Genomic DNA, 17,210 nt, shown 5'->3' with positions numbered 1-17,210 from the left:
CTCAGTTCAGCTCAGTTGAGATCAGTTGAGCCGGAGCAGGCGGCGCGGCGTGATCAGGGCGCGGATGCCGCCGCCCTTCGGACGCTTGACGCGCCACTCGATGGTGCCCAGCACCGGGATGCCCAGCATGTCCTTGATGTCCCCCGTCGAGCGCACCGGACGGTTCACCAGTTCCAGCAGCAGGGCCAGGCCAACGCCGAGGATGGTGCCCAGCACGATCGACACCAGGGTATTGAGCAGCACGCGCGGGCCCGACGGCGCGGTCGGCGGCACGGCCGGGTTCAGGACCGAGATGTCCGACTGCTCGGACTGCGACTCGATGCGGGTCTGCGAGAAGCGCTGGCTGGCGGCATCGAAGGCGCGCTGGGCGCTGTCGAGGTCTTTCAGCAGCACGCCGAGTTCGTCGCGGGTGCGGTTCAGCTCGAGCACGCGGGTCTTCTGGGCGGCCAGCTCGGCGCGCAGTTCGGATTCACGCTGGCGGTAGACCTGGGCGTTGGCGCCCACGCTCTTCGACACGCTGCCCAGGGCGGCGTTCAGCTCGGCGCGCATCTTGCTCACTTCGGCCTGGGCCGACTGGTAGGCCGGGTGGTTGCGGCCGTAGCGCGAGGCGGCTTCGGCCAGCTTGGCTTCGCCGCTGGCCAGGCTCACGCGCAGGCTCTGCACCAGGGCATTGTTGGCGACGTCGGGCGAGCCCACGCCGGTGGCCATGCCGGCGCGCGAGCTCGCTTCCATGGCCTGGGTCTGTGCCGCGACCAGCTGGGCCGAGAGGTCGTTCAGGCGCGACAGTTCGACGTCGACGCGGTTGTTGTCGAGGCTGACGATGCCCTTCTCCTGCTGGTACTTGGACAGGCGGGCCTGGGCCGCTTCGAGGTTGTCGCGCAGCTGCTTGGTCTGTTCGTTGAAGTAGGCCGATGCCTTCTTGGCCGGCTCGGTCTTGAGCTGGACGCTGATCTTCTGGTATTCGTCGGCGAAAGCGTTGGCGACGGCGGCAGCAAACGTGGGGTCGGCGCCGCTGAAGCTGATGCCCACCACGCTCGACTCGCGCGACGGCATGATGTCGAGTTTCTTGAGCAGCAGGTCGGCCAGCCAGTCGCGCACCGAGCCCTTGCCTTCGCTCGCTTCGCGCCACTGGGCCTGCACGGCCGGGCTCGATGCGAGGCGCAGCGAGTCGACCACGCGCAGGGCCACGGTCTTGCTCATGATGATGTCCATCTGGGTGGCCATATAGCCCGGCATCAGGTTGCCCGGCATGGTGAGGCCGCTGACCGGGTCCACGCCCTTGTAGTTCAGCAGCACGGACGCGGTGGCCTTGTAGGTCTTCTGCTGCATCAGGCTCCAGCCCAGTGCGAGCAGGACCGTCACCAGCAAGGTCCCGAGGATGATCTTCTTCCTCGCGAGAAGGATGAGCAGGAATTGATGGACGTTCATGGCCTTACCTTTGCATCATTGCTTTGACAAGCGGGGTGGACAAAAACACTGCTGTTACTTCGTAGGGTGGCCTGGGCGGCGCCGTCGCTTCGCCGACCGCGCGTTCAAATCACGCCCGCATGGTCGCACCGGCATTTGGAACGCGTGGGCGGAGGACCGCCCACCCTACTTAGAACCAGGACTCGCGGACAACGATGACATCGTCAACCTGGACCAGATCATTTGCTTTGACATCAATCGTCACCGGGTTGCCGCCGGCATCCTTGCGGGTGATCTTCATGCCGTTGTTGCTGCCGCGAACGTTCAGCCCGCCGCCGGCCGCGACGGCCTGCTGCACGGTCATGCCGCGCTCCAGGCGGAACGGACCAGGGCGGGTGACTTCGCCGCTGACGTAGGCGCGCGGGGCGCGTTCGACGTAGATGATGTCGCCGCCGGCCACCTCGTAGTCCTTGTTGAGTTCACCCTTGCGCACCATCTCGACCACGTCGATGGTTTCGCGGGTGGTGTTGCCGTTGCGGGTGCGCACCAGGTTGATCATGTCGCCGCCCTCGCCGTGGATGCCGCCGGCCATGGCCAGCAGGTCGAGCACCTTGCGGCGCCCTTCCACCGCGTAGCGGCCCGGACGGTTGACATAGCCCAGCACCGAGACCTGCTGGCTGGCCAGGGTGGTCACCAGCATATTGACCTGGGCTTTCTTGAGGTAGCCGCCCTTCTCCAGCATGTCGCCGATCTTCTTCTCGGCGGCCGCCACCGACAGGCCGCCCACGGCGACCTGGCCCAGCAGCGGGAAGGTGATGTTGCCGCTCTCGCTGACGCGGGTCTCGAGCGAGAGATCGGGGCTGCCGTACACGGACAGTTTCACCACGTCGCCCGGTCCGAGCAGCACTTCGGCGGCGCCGGCGATCCCTACCGTCAGCACGAGCGCGGCAGCCATCATCCACTTCACGAATCGTTTCATGATTGTTCCTTCCCTTCGGTTCCGATATTGGTCGTTACTGAGTCGCGTGCCTGCTGCTTACTTCAGGCCCATCACACCGCGGTCGAGCGCGGCCTTGTCGGCCGAGGCCGCTTCCGGGACGGTGGCGGGCGCCGTGCCCGGCGCGGCGCCCGCCACCGTCCCGACATCGCCCGCAGGCGCCACCGAAGCCTGGCCCGGTCCGCCCGCGCCCGCCATCTGGGTCGCGCTGGCCGGTGCGGTGGCGCTCGGCGCATAGTCCTTGTTCAGGTAGCTGACCTTGGCGGTGCCGCGCAGGCGCTGGATCTCGGCGGCCGCCAGCTCCTTGTTCTTCTTGTTCATCAGGTACTGGCTGATCTGCGGTCCGGCGATGGCCAGGGTCACGGGCGCGTCGCGCACTTCGGCGATCGAGATCAGCATGGCGCGCTCGCCTTCCTTGACGACGAAGAGCTGGCCCTTGGGCATGCCCAGCAGCTTGGCCGAGAGTTGCGGATTCAGGTCGGCGGTGCTGCGGGTGACCTGGGCGCGGCCGTACTTGATGTTGCGGGCGTCGAGGAAGACGGCGACCTCTTCCAGGGACTTGGCCTTGTCGGCGGCGGCGCGCACTTCCGGGGTCAGGTCGCTCGCGGCGACGATCAGCTCGTTCATCGCGAACTGCTTGCGGTTGGCGAAGAACTGGGGATTCTTGTTGAAGTAGTCTTCCACTTCGGCGGCCGAGGGACGCTGCGGCTCGCCAATGCGTTTCTGCATATAGGCCTGGGCGATGATCAGGGAGCGGGCGCGCTCGATCGCCTGCATCACTTTCGGGTCGCGGTCGAGCTTTTCCTTGGCCGCTTCGGACTCCAGCAGCTCGCGGTCGATCAGCGCCTGCAGGATCTGCTTGCCGGCCTCGCCCTGGCGGGCGGCCGGCACGCCGGCGCGCTGCATTTCCTCGTTCAGCTGCAAGACCGTGATTTCCTCGCCATTCACGCTGGCCAGCGCCTGGCCAGGTTTCGATTCCGCGGGTTTGTCCTTGTCGCCGCAGCCCGCGAGGCCGGCCGCGGCCAGCACCAGCGCCGCCGTGCCCAGCAGGCGCCTGGAGGTGGAGAGGGAGGTATGCTTGGCTGCAAAATGGAAGGTTTTCAAGATAGTGTCCTCGACGTTGTCCTCGGGCCTGCGCCCTGCTTGTTATTCGTACCGCTCTTTCGTGCAATGTCTCCGGAAAGGGCGCTCATCCATTCTGGGTTCCGCACGATTCGTTCTCTGTTCGTCAACTAACGCTCTGCTGTTCTACGGCGCCGCCCCGTGCCCCACGGAGCGGCGCGCACCTCATGCCGCTACCGCCGCCGGCTCCCGCTCGGCCTCGCTGCTTTCCACCGCCTGCTGTTCCAGGAAGGCCTCGTAGGCGCGGCGCAGGCCGTCGGCCAGCGGCGTGCTGGCGCGCCAGCCGAGGGCGGCCAGCTTGGAGACGTCCAGCAGCTTCCTCGGCGTGCCGTCCGGCTTGCTTGCATCGAAGACGATGCGGCCGCGATAGCCGACGGTCTCGCCCACCAGGCGGGCCAGTTCGGCGATGGTGACGTCCTCGCCGGTGCCGACGTTGATGTGCGAATGCATGGGGTCGGTGTTCGCGGCGTACACCTCCATCGGCAGGTTCATCACGTAGACGCTGGCCGCGGCCATGTCGTCGACGTAGAGGAATTCGCGCATGGGCTTGCCGCTGCCCCAGATCACCACTTCCGCCGCCCCGCCCGCTTTCGCCTCATGGAAGCGGCGCAGCAGGGCCGGAATCACGTGGCTGTTCTCGGGGTGGTAGTTGTCGCCCGGGCCGTAGAGATTGGTCGGCATGACGCTGCGGTAGTCGGTGCCGTACTGGCGGTTGTAGCTCTCGCACAGCTTGATGCCGGCGATCTTGGCCATGGCATAGGGTTCGTTGGTCGGCTCGAGGATGCCGTTCATCAGGTATTCCTCGCGGATCGGCTGGGCCGCCAGGCGCGGGTAGATGCAGGAGGAACCGAGGAAGAGCAGCTTGTTCACGCCGGCGCGCCAGGCTTCATGGACGACGTTGGCCTGCACCATCATGTTGTCGTAGATGAACTCGGCCGGGTAGGTATTGTTGGCGTGGATGCCGCCCACCTTGGCCGCGGCGAGATACACCTGGTCGATGTTCTCGGTACGGAAGAATTCGCGCACCTGGGCCTGGTCGGTGAGTTCCAGTTCCTGGTGGGTGCGGGTGACGATGTTGGTGTGACCCTGGGCGCGCAGCACGCGCACGATGGCGGAACCGACCAGGCCGCGGTGGCCGGCGACGTAGATGCGCGGCTCGTTCTGCTTCTGCTGAATGTTCAACACGATTACTCCAGTGAAAGTGCAACGTTGTAGCCATGCGATGCCAGCAGCTTGTGGCGGCGCGCCGTGTCGAGGTCGTGCGCCACCATTTCCTGCACCATCGCTTCGAAAGAGGTTGTGGGCTCCCAACCGAGGCGTTCGCGCGCACGGCTCGGGTCGCCCAGCAGGGTCTCGACCTCGGTCGGACGGAAATACTGCGGATCGACGGCGACGATGGTCTGGCCGACGACCACGCCCGGCGCCCTGTCGCCGTGGATGCTTGCCACCAGGCCGCGCTCGTCGACGCCCTGCCCTTGCCAGGCGATCTCGATGCCGAGCTCGTTCGCCGCGATCTCCACGAAGCGCCGCACCGAATACTGGCGGCCGGTGGCGATCACGAAGTCCTCGGGCTTGTCCTGCTGCAGCATCAGCCATTGCATGTGCACGTAGTCGCGCGCATGGCCCCAGTCGCGCAGCGCGTCCAGGTTGCCCAGAAACAGCTGGTGCTCCAGGCCTTGCGAGATATTCGCCAGCGCGCGGGTGATCTTGCGGGTGACGAAGGTTTCGCCGCGGCGCGGGGATTCGTGGTTGAACAGGATGCCGTTGCAGGCATACATGCCGTAGGCCTCGCGGTAGTTCACCGTGATCCAGTAGGCGTAGAGCTTGGCCACCGCATACGGACTGCGCGGATAGAAAGGCGTGCTCTCGCGCTGCGGCGTTTCCTGCACCAGGCCATAGAGTTCCGAGGTCGAGGCCTGGTAGAAGCGGGTCTTCTTTTCCAGACCCAGGAAGCGGATCGCCTCCAGCAGGCGCAGGGTGCCGATCGCATCGACGTCGGCCGTGTATTCGGGCGATTCGAAGGACACCGCCACATGGCTCATGGCACCCAGGTTGTAGACTTCGTCCGGCTGCACCTGCTGCAGGATGCGGGTCAGGTTCGAGGTATCGGTGAGGTCGCCGTAGTGCAGGATGAAGCGCGGATTGTCGGCGTGCGGGTCCTGGTAGATGTGGTCGATGCGGCCGGTGTTGAACAACGAGGCGCGGCGCTTGATGCCGTGCACTTCATAGCCTTTCTCGAGCAGCAGCTCCGCCAGGTAGGAGCCGTCCTGGCCCGTCACACCGGTGATCAACGCTTTTTTCATATTCTTCTTCCCGTGCAGAACCAGACCAAGCCGGCCCCGGCAAGTTGCAAACTCATCAACGATTCTACGCAGCTGGCATGGTCATGCAAGCAAGTATGCAATCGTGCGTGTGGCGTTTAAGTCAAGCCTAAGCGATTTATTTCCAAAACGAATTTAAAGTGTTTTCACCAGTAAATGTCGACAGTTTGTCGACAAATGATGAATTTTCTCAAAACCCGACCATACCCGGATTCTGTATTCGATGTCGCTAATGTCAACTGGTTCGGTAGGGTGGGCGGTCCTCCGCCCACGCGTTCAAATCAAGGTGGATTCGCCTGCGCAGCTACCCACAATCCAACGCCCACGCTACGAAAATCAGTGCGCGTTCTCGCGCGTCAGCACCACTTTCACCGTCTTGATGATGATCCACAGGTCCAGCCACAGCGACCAGTTGCGCAGGTAATCGAGGTCGTGCTGGATGCGCGCTTCCATCTTGTCCAGCGTGGCGGTCTCGCCGCGCAGGCCGTTGACCTGGGCCCAGCCGGTGATCCCGGGGCGCACCTTGTGGCGCAGCATGTAGCCCTTGATCAGCTTGCGGTACTGCTCGTTGTGCGCGACGGCATGCGGGCGCGGGCCGACCAGGCTCATGCGTCCCTGCAGCACGTTGATGAACTGGGGCAGCTCGTCGAGCGAGGTGCGGCGCAGGAAACCGCCGATTTTCGTGATCCGCTGGTCGTTCTTCCGGGCCTGCACGACCTTGGCGCCATCCTCGGTCACCGTCATCGAGCGGAATTTGTAGACGTAGATCTCTTCGCCATACAGGCCATAGCGGCGCTGGCGGAAGATGATGGGGCCGGGCGAACTGAGCTTGACGGCGATGGCGATCACCAGCATCAGCGGCGAGATCAGGAGCAGGATGATGCTGCCGATCAGGATGTCGCTGCCGCGCTTGATCACGCTGTTGAAGCCCATGAACGGCGTCTCGCTGATCGCGATCACCGGCATGCCGCCCACGGTGTCGAAGCGCGCCTGCATCAGGTCGAAGACGTAGACGTCGGGCAGGAAATAGACCGAGGCCGTGGTGTCCTTCAGCTCGTCGATCAGCTTGCGGATGCGCGGCTGGGCCGAGATCGGCTGGCTGATGAAGATCATCTTGATATTGTGCTGGCGCACGTACTGGCAGACGTCGGCCATGCCGCCCAGCACCGGATGCTTCATGTTCGCAGGGCGGCGCTCGTCGTTCCTGTCTTCGAAAAAGCCTTCCACTTCCATGAAGAGGTTGGGGTGACGCTCGCACACGCCGGCGAACTTGATGCCGACGTCGTTGCAGCCGACCACCACGATGGAGCGCACCTCGCGCGAGCGGTCGCGGCTGCCGGTGGCCTTGCGCACCGCCAGGTGGCTGGCCAGGATGGTGAGCGGGGTCGCGATGAACCAGGCCAGCAGCACCCGCTCGTCATAGAAATACTTCAGGCCGCTGGCCGAGCCCAGGAAGTAAAGCACGGCCATGGTCAGGCACCAGCCGAACACCGTGTCGCGCGCATAGGCCAGCATGCGGCCGCTGCGCCAGGTGCGGTAGGGATCGACGTGCTGGTAGACCGCCGACGAGATGAAGAAGGCCAGGATCATCAGCACCAGCGAATAGCCCGAGAAGGGCTCGCCGTAGTACAGCGTCGCCAGGTACAGGGTCCCCATGATGATCAGGGGGTCGAGCACGCGCTGGAAGAAGGAGATGATCGGGATATCGTTGACCGTCATGTGGACCTTCGTGATTGCTGCGGTGCTCAGAACAGCACGTTCGCGTTCACCATCACGGTGTTGGCGTCGAATTTACCCAGGCCCAGGTTCTGCGAACCGCTCCGGGACTGGTGCTGCCAGCCGGCCGAGACGGCGACCTTGCGCTTGGCCTGCCAGGTGGCGCGCAGGCTGGCGGTGCGCAGGGAGTCGCTCAGCTCTCCCCGTCCGCTGAAGGCCTCGCGCGGGTTGTAGGCGCGCTGCTCGTAGGCGGCATTGCCCTCGACCTTGACCTTGCCGGTGGCCTGCCAGGTGGCGCCCGCACTGACGCCGCGGTTCAGCGTATAGCTGACGATGGTGCTCTCGATCGGGGCGAACTCGCGCCAGAGCGAGGCGTTGTAGCTGATCTTGCCTTTCGGCGTGTAGGTGGCGTTCAGGCGGCCGTTGAAGCCGCTGGTCTTGCCTTCGCCGAAGGATAGCTGCTCGCGCCGCACATAGCCGGCCAGGGCCTGCAGCGTCGTCGAGCCGGTCGCATACCAGTTCACGCGCACCTTGAGTTCGTCCTGGGTGAAGTCGTCGACCAGCACGCCGGTGGCGGCGGGACGGCGGAAGGGATAGACGCCCTTGACCCGGCGCGCCACCAGGCCGACGGAACTGCCGCTCCTCGGCGTGTAGAGCAGCTCGGCCTCGCTCGCCCTCTCGGTACGGTTGTTCCAGCGCTGGCGCAGCAGCTCGTACTCGTAGCGGTCGCGCGTGAAGCCGGTGCGGATCTTCCAGCTCGGATGCATCTTGTAGCCGGCGTCGACCCACTGGCGGCGCTGCTCGCGCACATTGCGCTCGTCGCTGAAGAAGTCGGTGTAGGGCGCCAGGGTGCGGTTGTAGAGCGCCCCGACCTGCCCTTCGAACTTGTTGCCCACTTCCCAGAACCAGGTGCCCTGCAGGTCGCGGCCGTCGTAGTCGAGCTGCTGGAAGTGGTCGAAATTCACCTTGGAGGCCTTGGCGACCACGGCCACGCGCTGGCGGCTGATGCGCTTGTTGTAGACCACGCCCGCCTCAGCCTGGCGCCAGCGGTCGCTCTTCCTGCCGCCGAAAGCGGGGCGGTTGTCGGGCACGCGCAGCAGGTTGTCGTCGTAGCCCCAGCCGATGCCGCCGTACAGGCGCAGGCCTTCTTCGGGTTCGGCGGCACTGGCCGCGCCTGGCAGGAGGAACAATGCGCCGACCAGGGCCGGCAGCAGGGCCAGCGGGACGCGGGTAGGTGGGCGTGAATGCTTCATCTTGTTTGTCTTCTTGGAGGTCATTTCGCTGAGGGAATCACCAGAACTGCCAGCTGCCGGTCGCGACGACCCAGGCGCCGAGCATGCCGTTGGTGACAGCGTGGGCGAGCACGGCCGACCACAAGTTGCGGTGACGCATATAAAGGAGTGCATAGGCGACGCCGGCCACGATGCCGGCCAGCCACAGGTCGTGCTCGAAGCCGAACAGGACACTGGAAATCAGGAAACCCTTGATGCCGACCCGGGCCGGTTCCAGGGCCTCGAAGTCGGCCGCATCGGCCCAGCGCATCACGAAGGAGCGCCAGAACAGTTCTTCCATGACGGGCACGACCAGTGCGGCCCCGAGGATGCGGATGACGACCAGGGGCCAGTTCATGCCGCCTTCACCCGTCGGGTTATAGCCGGGGGTGGAGCCCACCGTCATCCAGGGCGCGTCGAGGTTGATCCAGAGCACCAGCACGAGGATGCCGACGGCAATCGCCATCAACAGTTGCGCCGGCTTGGGAAGGGGGACGTGCAGTTCGTGGTAGCGCCGCCAGAATACGGCCAGCAGCACGGCGACGACGCCCACCTGCACCGGATAGAGCCAGCGCAGCTCGGCGCGGGCAAAGCCGGCCCGCTCGAGCAGGTCGCCGAGGACGATGAAGAAGATGTAGGCGGCGAAAGGCAGGATCCGCGCCCAGGCGGCGCGGCTGAACAAGGGTGCGTCGACCGATAACGCAGGGCTTGCTGGAGCGGTACGGGATTCGTTGTGCTCGGTCATGTCCTCTGGTCGCAGGCGCCTGGCCTGCCGCTTATGATTTACATTTTGCTACTCGCCCCTGGCGCGGGCTTCGATGCGCTCCCAGCGATCCAGGGCGTCGAGCAGCAGTTCGTCGATCTCGGCGTGGCGCTCGCTCAGGCGCCGCGCATCGCCGGGATTCTGCTTGTAGAAGTCCGCCGAGTTCAGCTGGGCTGTGATGGCGGACTGCTCATCCTCGAGAGTGGCGATCAGCTGGGGAAGTTCCTCCAGCTCTCGCTGCTCCTTGTAGCTCAACTTTACCTTTTTGCCAGACGTACTCTGTGCGGTAGATGACATTTCGCTGTTTTTGGCCGGAGCGGCCGGCGCCGGCGCCTTCGGCGCAGGGGCCGGCGCGCTGGCTTTCACCCGCTCCCAGTCGGTGTAGCCGCCGACGTATTCGCGCCACAGGCCGTCGCCCTCGGACACGATCACCTGGGTCACGACGTTGTCGAGGAAGGTGCGGTCGTGGCTGACGAGGAAGACGGTGCCCGTGTATTCCTCGAGCAATTCTTCCAGCAGTTCCAGGGTTTCGATGTCGAGGTCGTTGGTCGGTTCGTCCAGCACCAGGCAGTTGGCCGGCTTGGCGAACAGGCGCGCCAGCAGCAGGCGGTTGCGCTCGCCACCGGAAAGCGATTTCACCGGCGAACGCGCGCGTTCCGGCGCGAACAGGAAGTCGTTGAGATAGGTCATCACGTGCTTCTTCTGGCCACTGATCTCGACCCAGTCGCTGCCCGGAGAAATCGTGTCGGCCAGGCTCGCCTCTTCATTGAGCTGGGCGCGCATCTGGTCGAAGTAGGCCACGTTCAGCTTGGTGCCGAGCTTGACGCTGCCGCTGTCGGCGGTCTCGTCGCCCAGGATGATCTTGAGCAAGGTGGTCTTGCCGGCGCCGTTCGGACCGATCAGGCCGACCTTGTCGCCGCGCAGGATCGTGCCCGTGAAGTTGCGCACGATGATTTTCTCGCCGTAGGCCTTGGAAATGTTTTCCATATCGGCCACGATCTTGCCCGAGCGCTCGCCCGAAGCGACCTCGAGCCTGACGGTGCCCTGCTGCTCGCGGCGGGCGGCGCGCTGCAGGCGCAGCGCTTCCAGGCGCCGCACGCGGCCTTCGTCGCGGGTCCGGCGTGCCTGCACGCCCTTGCGGATCCACACTTCTTCCTGGGCCAGGAATTTGTCGAACTTGGCGTTCTCGACTTCCTCGTTGGCCAGCAGCTCGCGCTTGCGTTCCTGGTAGGTGGTGAAATTGCCTGGGAAGGAAAGCAGGCGGCCGCGATCGAGTTCGATGATGCGGGTGGCGACGTTGTCGAGGAAGCTGCGGTCGTGGGTAATGAAGAGCACCGAGCCGCGGAATTCGCGCAGCAGCCCTTCCAGCCACTTGATCGAGGTGAAGTCCAGGTGGTTGGTCGGTTCGTCCAGCAGCAGCACGTCGGGGCCGGACACCAGGGCCACGGCCAGCGCCACGCGCTTCTGCATCCCGCCCGACAGGGTGCCCATCTTCGCTTCCCGGTTCAGGCCGAGGCGGTCGAGGGTGGTATCGACCTTGTGCGCCAGGTTCCAGCCATCGAGCGCGTCGAGCTTGAGCTGCAGCTCGTGCATGCGCTCCATCAGGGCCTCGTCGTTGTCGCCGCCGAACTGGCCGGTGATGGCTTCGTACTCGGCCAGCATGGCCTGCTGGTCGCCCATGCCGGCGGCCACCGCGTCGAACACGGTGGCTTCCGGATCGAAGACCGGTTCCTGCTCGACGTAGGCGATCTTGATGCCCTGCTGCATCACCAAGAGGCCGTCGTCGAGTTTCGAACGGCCCGAGATGATCTTCAGCAGCGAGGACTTGCCGGTGCCGTTGCGGCCGATCAAGCCGACACGTTCGCCGGCCTCGAGGGAAAAGTCAGCGTGGTCGAGCAGCGCGACGTGGCCGAAAGCCAGCTGCGCGGAAGTAAGGGAGATGACAGCCATGATCCGTGAACCTTGCGGCGCCAGGGCGCCGGTGAGAAATTAAGAGAAGCGTGCATTGTACCGGCTGGCCGTTGTCGGGTGGACGGGGGAATGTAGTCCAGTGGACTACATTCCCCCGTCCGCGCGTTCAACTGCCTGATGAACTGACGCGCCGCGACCAATCACCGTGTGGCTGAACGCGCGGACGGCGGAGCCGTCCACCCTACGAGGCCAACCAATTTGCGAGAGCACCCGCATCGACCGGCTTGACGAAATGCGCATCGAAGCCCGCCTCCGCACTCGCGCGCAGGTCATGCGGCTGCCCATAGCCCGTCATCGCCGCCAGCCGCACCCCTTCCAGCCCCGGAATCCGGCGCAGGCGCTGGGCCAGCTCCTTGCCGTCCATGCCGGGCAGGCCGATGTCGAGCAGGCAGACCTGGGGCTGCTCGAGGCGGGCCCGTTCCAGCGCCGCCTGCGCGCCGAACTCGACGCTGACCTGGTAGCCGAGCAGTTCCAGCAGCATGGCCGCCAGCTCGGCCGCGTCGACGTTGTCGTCCACCACCAGCACCCGTTGCACCTCGCCGGCGACGGGCAAGGCCGCGGCGCCATCCGGCGCGTCCTGGCCGGGCAAGGACAGCAGGGGCAAGCTCACCGTGAAGGTGCTGCCCCGCCCTTCCCCTTCGCTGGCCGCCGTCACCGATCCGCCGTGCAGCTGCACCAGGCTGCGCACCAGCGCCAGGCCGACGCCCAGGCCGCCCTGGGAGCGGTCCGGACTGCGCTTGCCCTGGTGGAAGAGCTCGAAGGCGCTGCCGACCAGTTCCGGCGCCATGCCGATGCCGTTGTCGCGCACCGACACGACGGCGCGGCCGTCCTGGACGGCGGCCTCCAGCACGATGTGGCCGTGCGCCGGCGTGTACTTCGCCGCATTGCCGAGGATATTGGCGAGCACCTGGACCAGGCGCTTGCGGTCGCCCGCCACGAAGGCGTCGCCGAGCAGGACGCGCAGCTCGAGCCGGTGGCCGCGGCCCTCGACCAGGGAGCGCACCTGCTCGACGGCGTCGTCGATCACGCTCGATAACTGCACCCTGTCCTTTTCCAGCGTCACCATGCCGCGTGTGACGCGCGAGACGTCCATCAGGTCGTCGATCAGGCCGGTCATGTGGGTGGCCTGGCGCGAGATCACCTTGCCGACCTGCTGCACCCGCTCGGACACGCCCGAGCCCAGCGTCAGCAGCGAGGCCGCGGTGACGATCGGCGCCAGCGGATTGCGCAGCTCGTGGGCCAGCATGGCCAGGAATTCGTCCTTGCGGCGGTCGGCCTGCTGCAACGCCTGCTGGGTCAGCTTCTGTTCGTGGATGTCGGTGCAGGTGCCCATCCAGCGCACGATGGCCCCGCTGTCGTCGCGCACCGGCAGCGCGCGGCCCAGCACCCAGCGGTAGTGGCCGGAGTGGTGGCGCAGGCGGTACTCGATCTCGTAGGTCTTGCCGGTGCGCAACGACTCGCGCCACTTTTCCCAGGCCAGTTCCCGGTCGTCGGGGTGGAACAGCTCGTTCCAGCCCTCGCCGTCGGTGGAGCCGTAGGGCACGCCCGTGAAGCTGTACCACTGGTCGTTGTAGTAGTCGTGGAAGCCGTCCGGCCGGGTCGACCAGACCGCCTGCGGCATGGCGTTGGCGATCTCGCGAAAGCGCAGTTCGGCTTCCTTGCGCGCGCTCACGTCGAGCGCCACGCCGGACAGCCAGGCCGCCTGGCCATCGGCGCCCAAGGCCACCTTGCCGCGCGCTTCCACGTGGCGGCAGATGCCGTCGCGGCCGCGGACACGGTAGGCGTCGCTGAAGGGCTCGCCGCTGGCCAATGCACGCGCGATGCGTGCCTGCACCTGCGGCAGGTCGTCCGGATGGATGGCCGCGAGATAAGTCTCCACCGGCGCCTCGACGCCATCCTCGTCGGACACGCCATACAGCGCGCGCAGGTTGGCGTCGGAAAGGAGACGGTTCGCACGCACGTCCCAGTCCCAGGTCGCCACGCCGGCCGCATCCAGGGCGGTCGCCAGGCGCAGGTGGGCCGGGCTGGAGTCGACCGTGAAGGACAGGCCGCGCACCCGGCCGTCCAGGTCGCGCAAGAGCGTGCCGGCGATCGCCGGAGTGAACGGCAGCTCGCGCAGGCGCGCGGGCCGCCCGGCCAGCGCCTCGTGCAGGACCGGCGCCACGACCGCCGCGGCTTCCGGCCAGGCTGCCGCGACCGGCCGTCCAAGGGATGCCGGGTGGTGCGCGCCCAGCAGCGGCAGGCAGGCGTCGTTGTAGAACAGCAGCCCCGCTTCGCCCCAGACGATGAAGACGGGATTGTCCGTGTCGAGCATGCGGCGCAACGCATACCGCAGCGCCGGTTCCCAGGTGGCGGGGTCGCCACAGGGCATGTCGGCCCAGTCAAGGGCGGCCATCACGGATTCGACGGCGCCAGGCCGCCCAGCTATGGGGAAGAACATGAAAGCGGACGCAGACGCGCAGGAGAGCGAAGCCGGCAGTATAGCCGAGGCTCAGGGGAAACACCGGGACGGGAAGGCAGAAATGGTGTCGCCAGCAGGAATCGAACCTGCATCTAAGTCTTAGGAGGACCTTGTACTATCCATTGTACTATGGCGACACATGCGCGGCAGACGCCGGCAGCCCCATATTGTACCAGCCGTCTTGCCAAATCAGAACAGTGGCGCGTGCTTTCCGCATTCCGCCCGTTAACGCCCATTAACGCCCGTTAACGCCCATTTACGCACGTTAACGCCCGTCGTCGATGCGCAGGCGCCCCTTCATGGAGGTCAGCATGCCGATCAGCGCCGACTTGTCCTCGGCCGGGATATCGGCCAGCATCTCGTCGATCCAGCGCTCGTGCACGGCCGCCATCTCGGCGAAGGCCGTGCGGCCGGCCGGGGTCAGGCGCACCGCCCAGGCGCGCCGGTCGCTGGGGTCGGGCACCCGCTGCACCAGCTTCTCGCGTTCCAGCTGGTCGGTGATGCCGGTGACGTTGCCGCCGGTGACCATCATGCGTTTCGACAGCTCGCCCATGCGCATGCCCTCCGGGTGGCGCTCGAGCTGGGCCATCAGGTCGAAGCGCGGCAGGGTGATGCCGAAGGCGGCGCGCAGGCGGGTGCGGATCTCGTTCTCGATGCGCACGGTGCACGAGAGCATGCGCAGCCACAGCTTGAGCGACTGGTGGTGGTCGGGCGTCAGGCGGCTGGCCAGGTCCAGCCCGGGTGCTTCATGCGGCTGTTTCGCTTCGTCCTGCCCTTGAGCATCCTTCATATGGTCCTCAGCCCTCATTGGTGCGCAATTTAAAGCGTTGCAGTTTACCGGTTTCGGTGCGCGGGAGCTGTTCGCGAAAGCGCACCACGCGCGGATATTTATAGGGCGCGATGCGGGCCTTGACGAATTCCTGCAGCGCCAGCGCGGTGTCGCCGGACGGCGCATGCCCGGGCTTGAGCACCACATGGGCCTCGACCACCTGGCCGCGTTCCGGATCCACCCGCCCCACCACCCCGCATTCGGCCACGGCCGGATGGTGCAGCAGGGCTTCCTCGACCTCGGCCCCGGCGATGTTGTAGCCGGCCGAGATGATCATGTCGTCCAGCCGCGAACGGTAGTGGAAGTACCCGTCCTCGTCCATCTCGTAGGCGTCGCCGGTGATGTTCCAGCCGTTGACGACGTAGTCGCGCTGGCGCGGGTCGTCCAGGTAGCGGCAGCCGGTCGGGCCCTTGACCGCGAGCCGCCCGATCACGCCCGGCCCGGCCGGCAGCCCGTCTTCGCCCAGGATGCAGGCGACGTAGCCGGGCACCGGCTTGCCGGTGGCGCCGGGCCGCACATCCGCGCCGGCGGCGGAGATGAAGATGTGCAGCATCTCGGTGGCGCCGATCCCGTCGATCATCTCGAGGCCGCTCGCCTCCTTCCAGGCCGCGCGCGTGGCCACCGGCAGCGCCTCGCCGGCCGACACCGTGCGCGTGAGGCTGGACAGGTCGAAGCGGCCGGCCAGCTGGGCCATCTGGCGGTAGAAGGTGGGCGCCGTGAAGCAGACCGTGGCGCGCTGTTCCTCGATCGCTTTGAGCAGGGTTTCGGGCGTCAGCTTTTCGATGAGGACCGCGCTCGCACCCACGCGCAGCGGGAACAGCAGCAGCCCGCCCAGGCCGAAGGTGAAGGCCAGCGGCGGCGTGCCGATGAAGACGTCGTCGATGCGCGCGCGCAGCGTATGGCGCGGGAAGCAGTCGCAGATCGCCAGCAGGTCGCGGTGGAAGTGCATGGTGCCCTTCGGGACGCCGGTGGTGCCGGAGGTGAAGCTGATCAGGCAGACGTCGTCGGCCGCGGTGTCGGGCGCGGCGAAGGGCGCATTGTGGGACGCCATGCGCGCTTCCAGTCCATCCGGCGAATCGGGGTCGTCGAAGAGCAGCAGCGGCAGCTCGGGACGCGCCATCGCGTCGACTTCGGCGCGCAGCGAGGCCGCCGACAGGACGGCGTCCACCTTCGCGCGTTCGGCGATGGTGCCCAGTTCGCGCGCGCGCAGCAGCGGCATGGTCGGCACCGCGATGCAGCCGGCCTTGATGACGGCCAGGATGCAGGCCGCCATCATCGGGCAGTTGGCGCCGCGCAGCAGCACCCGGTTGCCGGTGGCGAGCCTGAGGTCGCGGCGCAGCACGTGGGCGATGCGGTCGACCCGGGCGGAGAGTTCGGCATAGCTGAGGCGCTCGCGCGCCCCGATCAGGGCGGTGCGGCCGTTCCAGCCGCGCACGGCAGCCACCTGGAACAGCTCGGCCACGGCGTTCAGGCGCGGCGGGTACTGCAGCTCGGGCAGGTCGAAGCGCAGTTCCGGCCATTCCCCAATGGGCGGCAGCTTCGCGCGTGCGAAGCCGTCGGCGTAGCCGGAAGGCGCGAGCGGGAGGTCGTTGACGGCGGCGTCGGTCATGGCGGGGTCCCTGTTGAGGTTAAGACAACGGCCGCAGATACTTTAAATCTAAAGCAACTCAGTCAGCAAGCAGAATCGGCGCCGGCCTTGCGCGCGAGCGCGTCCTGGCGGTCCACTGCGGCCAGGGCCTGGGCGATGGCCTCCGGGCCGGCGGTACGCAGGCGCGCCGCGGCCTGGGTCAGGCCCAGGGTGGCGCAGCCTTCCGCCAGGCGCGCCGGTCCCGGCCCGCCGCCCTGTTGCGCTTCTTCGAGCTGGCGCCGCAGACCGGCCAGGTAGACCAGCAGGCGTTCGAGCGTGATGCCGAGACGCCCCGCCACCGCCTGCGGGTCCTCGCCGGACTCGCCGGCCGGCTGCAACCTGGCAAGCTGGGCGCGCACCTCGTCGATGCGGAAGGGTTTGGCGATATAGCCGTCGGCGCCGAGGCGCCCGGCCTGTCCCAGGGTCTCGGCGTCCGAGGCGGCCGAGACCAGCACGAAGGGAATGGACGCCGTGGCGGCGTCGGCGCGCAGGCGCGCCAGCAGGCCCAGGCCGTCGAGATGGGGCATGCGCAGGTCGCAGAACACGATGCCGGGCCGCAGCCCGCCCGCCAGCAGGCGCCAGGCATGCTCGCCGTCTTCCGCCTCCAGGATCTCCGCGCGCACACAGGCGTCGACCTGATGCATCAGCATCATGCGCGAGACCACGTCGTCGTCCACCACCAGGACCTTCATGCCGCCACCGTCGTATCGATCATGGCGGCATTA

Annotated in this window: 13 protein-coding genes and 1 tRNA gene; all 14 read right to left on the bottom strand. The window is 66.6% G+C overall.

The features are described from left to right. Positions 1-21: 21 nt before the first annotated feature. Positions 22-1,428 carry a chain length determinant protein EpsF gene (epsF, locus tag ACQ7JA_RS00500; protein WP_430893867.1) on the bottom strand — a complete coding sequence of 469 codons (1,407 nt, stop codon included), beginning with the start codon at positions 1,426-1,428 and terminating at the stop codon, positions 22-24. 169 nt (positions 1,429-1,597) lie between these two features. Continuing rightward, positions 1,598-2,386: a polysaccharide export protein EpsE gene (gene epsE, locus ACQ7JA_RS00495; RefSeq protein ID WP_430893865.1), complete on the bottom strand. Its 789-nt coding sequence runs from the start codon at positions 2,384-2,386 to the stop codon at positions 1,598-1,600. 57 nt (positions 2,387-2,443) lie between these two features. Continuing rightward, positions 2,444-3,508 (bottom strand): EpsD family peptidyl-prolyl cis-trans isomerase, encoded by a 1,065-nt coding sequence (locus ACQ7JA_RS00490; protein WP_430893863.1) that lies wholly within the window; start codon positions 3,506-3,508, stop codon positions 2,444-2,446. Between the two features lie 183 nt (positions 3,509-3,691). Next, the gene (gene fcl, locus ACQ7JA_RS00485) at positions 3,692-4,711 is read right to left on the bottom strand and encodes a GDP-L-fucose synthase (RefSeq protein WP_430893861.1); all 1,020 of its coding nucleotides are present in this window, start codon (positions 4,709-4,711) and stop codon (positions 3,692-3,694) included. A 2-nt stretch (positions 4,712-4,713) separates the two neighbouring features. Next, positions 4,714-5,829: a GDP-mannose 4,6-dehydratase gene (gene gmd, locus ACQ7JA_RS00480; protein WP_430893859.1), complete on the bottom strand. Its 1,116-nt coding sequence runs from the start codon at positions 5,827-5,829 to the stop codon at positions 4,714-4,716. Positions 5,830-6,183: 354 nt separating this feature from the next. Further along, the gene (locus ACQ7JA_RS00475; RefSeq protein WP_430893857.1) at positions 6,184-7,566 is read right to left on the bottom strand and encodes an undecaprenyl-phosphate glucose phosphotransferase; all 1,383 of its coding nucleotides are present in this window, start codon (positions 7,564-7,566) and stop codon (positions 6,184-6,186) included. Between the two features lie 26 nt (positions 7,567-7,592). Continuing rightward, positions 7,593-8,816, bottom strand: a complete 1,224-nt coding sequence (gene epsL, locus ACQ7JA_RS00470) for an XrtB/PEP-CTERM-associated polysaccharide biosynthesis outer membrane protein EpsL (RefSeq protein WP_430893855.1) — start codon at positions 8,814-8,816, stop codon at positions 7,593-7,595. A gap of 37 nt (positions 8,817-8,853) precedes the next feature. Further along, the gene (locus ACQ7JA_RS00465; RefSeq protein ID WP_430893853.1) at positions 8,854-9,579 is read right to left on the bottom strand and encodes a CAAX prenyl protease-related protein; all 726 of its coding nucleotides are present in this window, start codon (positions 9,577-9,579) and stop codon (positions 8,854-8,856) included. 48 nt (positions 9,580-9,627) lie between these two features. Beyond that, positions 9,628-11,547 carry an ATP-binding cassette domain-containing protein gene (locus ACQ7JA_RS00460; protein ID WP_430893851.1) on the bottom strand — a complete coding sequence of 640 codons (1,920 nt, stop codon included), beginning with the start codon at positions 11,545-11,547 and terminating at the stop codon, positions 9,628-9,630. A 202-nt stretch (positions 11,548-11,749) separates the two neighbouring features. Continuing rightward, positions 11,750-13,963: a PAS domain-containing hybrid sensor histidine kinase/response regulator gene (locus ACQ7JA_RS00455; protein WP_430893849.1), complete on the bottom strand. Its 2,214-nt coding sequence runs from the start codon at positions 13,961-13,963 to the stop codon at positions 11,750-11,752. Positions 13,964-14,091: 128 nt separating this feature from the next. Continuing rightward, a tRNA-Arg gene (locus tag ACQ7JA_RS00450) sits at positions 14,092-14,166 on the bottom strand. Between the two features lie 128 nt (positions 14,167-14,294). Continuing rightward, positions 14,295-14,819, bottom strand: a complete 525-nt coding sequence (locus tag ACQ7JA_RS00445; protein ID WP_430893847.1) for a MarR family winged helix-turn-helix transcriptional regulator — start codon at positions 14,817-14,819, stop codon at positions 14,295-14,297. Between the two features lie 7 nt (positions 14,820-14,826). Continuing rightward, positions 14,827-16,467 carry an AMP-binding protein gene (locus tag ACQ7JA_RS00440; protein ID WP_430893845.1) on the bottom strand — a complete coding sequence of 547 codons (1,641 nt, stop codon included), beginning with the start codon at positions 16,465-16,467 and terminating at the stop codon, positions 14,827-14,829. A 62-nt stretch (positions 16,468-16,529) separates the two neighbouring features. Further along, entirely contained in the window at positions 16,530-17,177 is a 648-nt protein-coding gene (locus ACQ7JA_RS00435; RefSeq protein ID WP_430893843.1) for a response regulator, read from the bottom strand. Between the last annotated feature and the right edge of the window lie 33 nt (positions 17,178-17,210).

Source organism: Massilia sp. BKSP1R2A-1, assembly GCF_050586525.1.
Taxonomy (GTDB): domain Bacteria; phylum Pseudomonadota; class Gammaproteobacteria; order Burkholderiales; family Burkholderiaceae_D; genus Telluria.
Note: the sequence above shows the minus strand (reverse complement) of the source record. Positions and strands in the feature narration are given on the sequence as shown.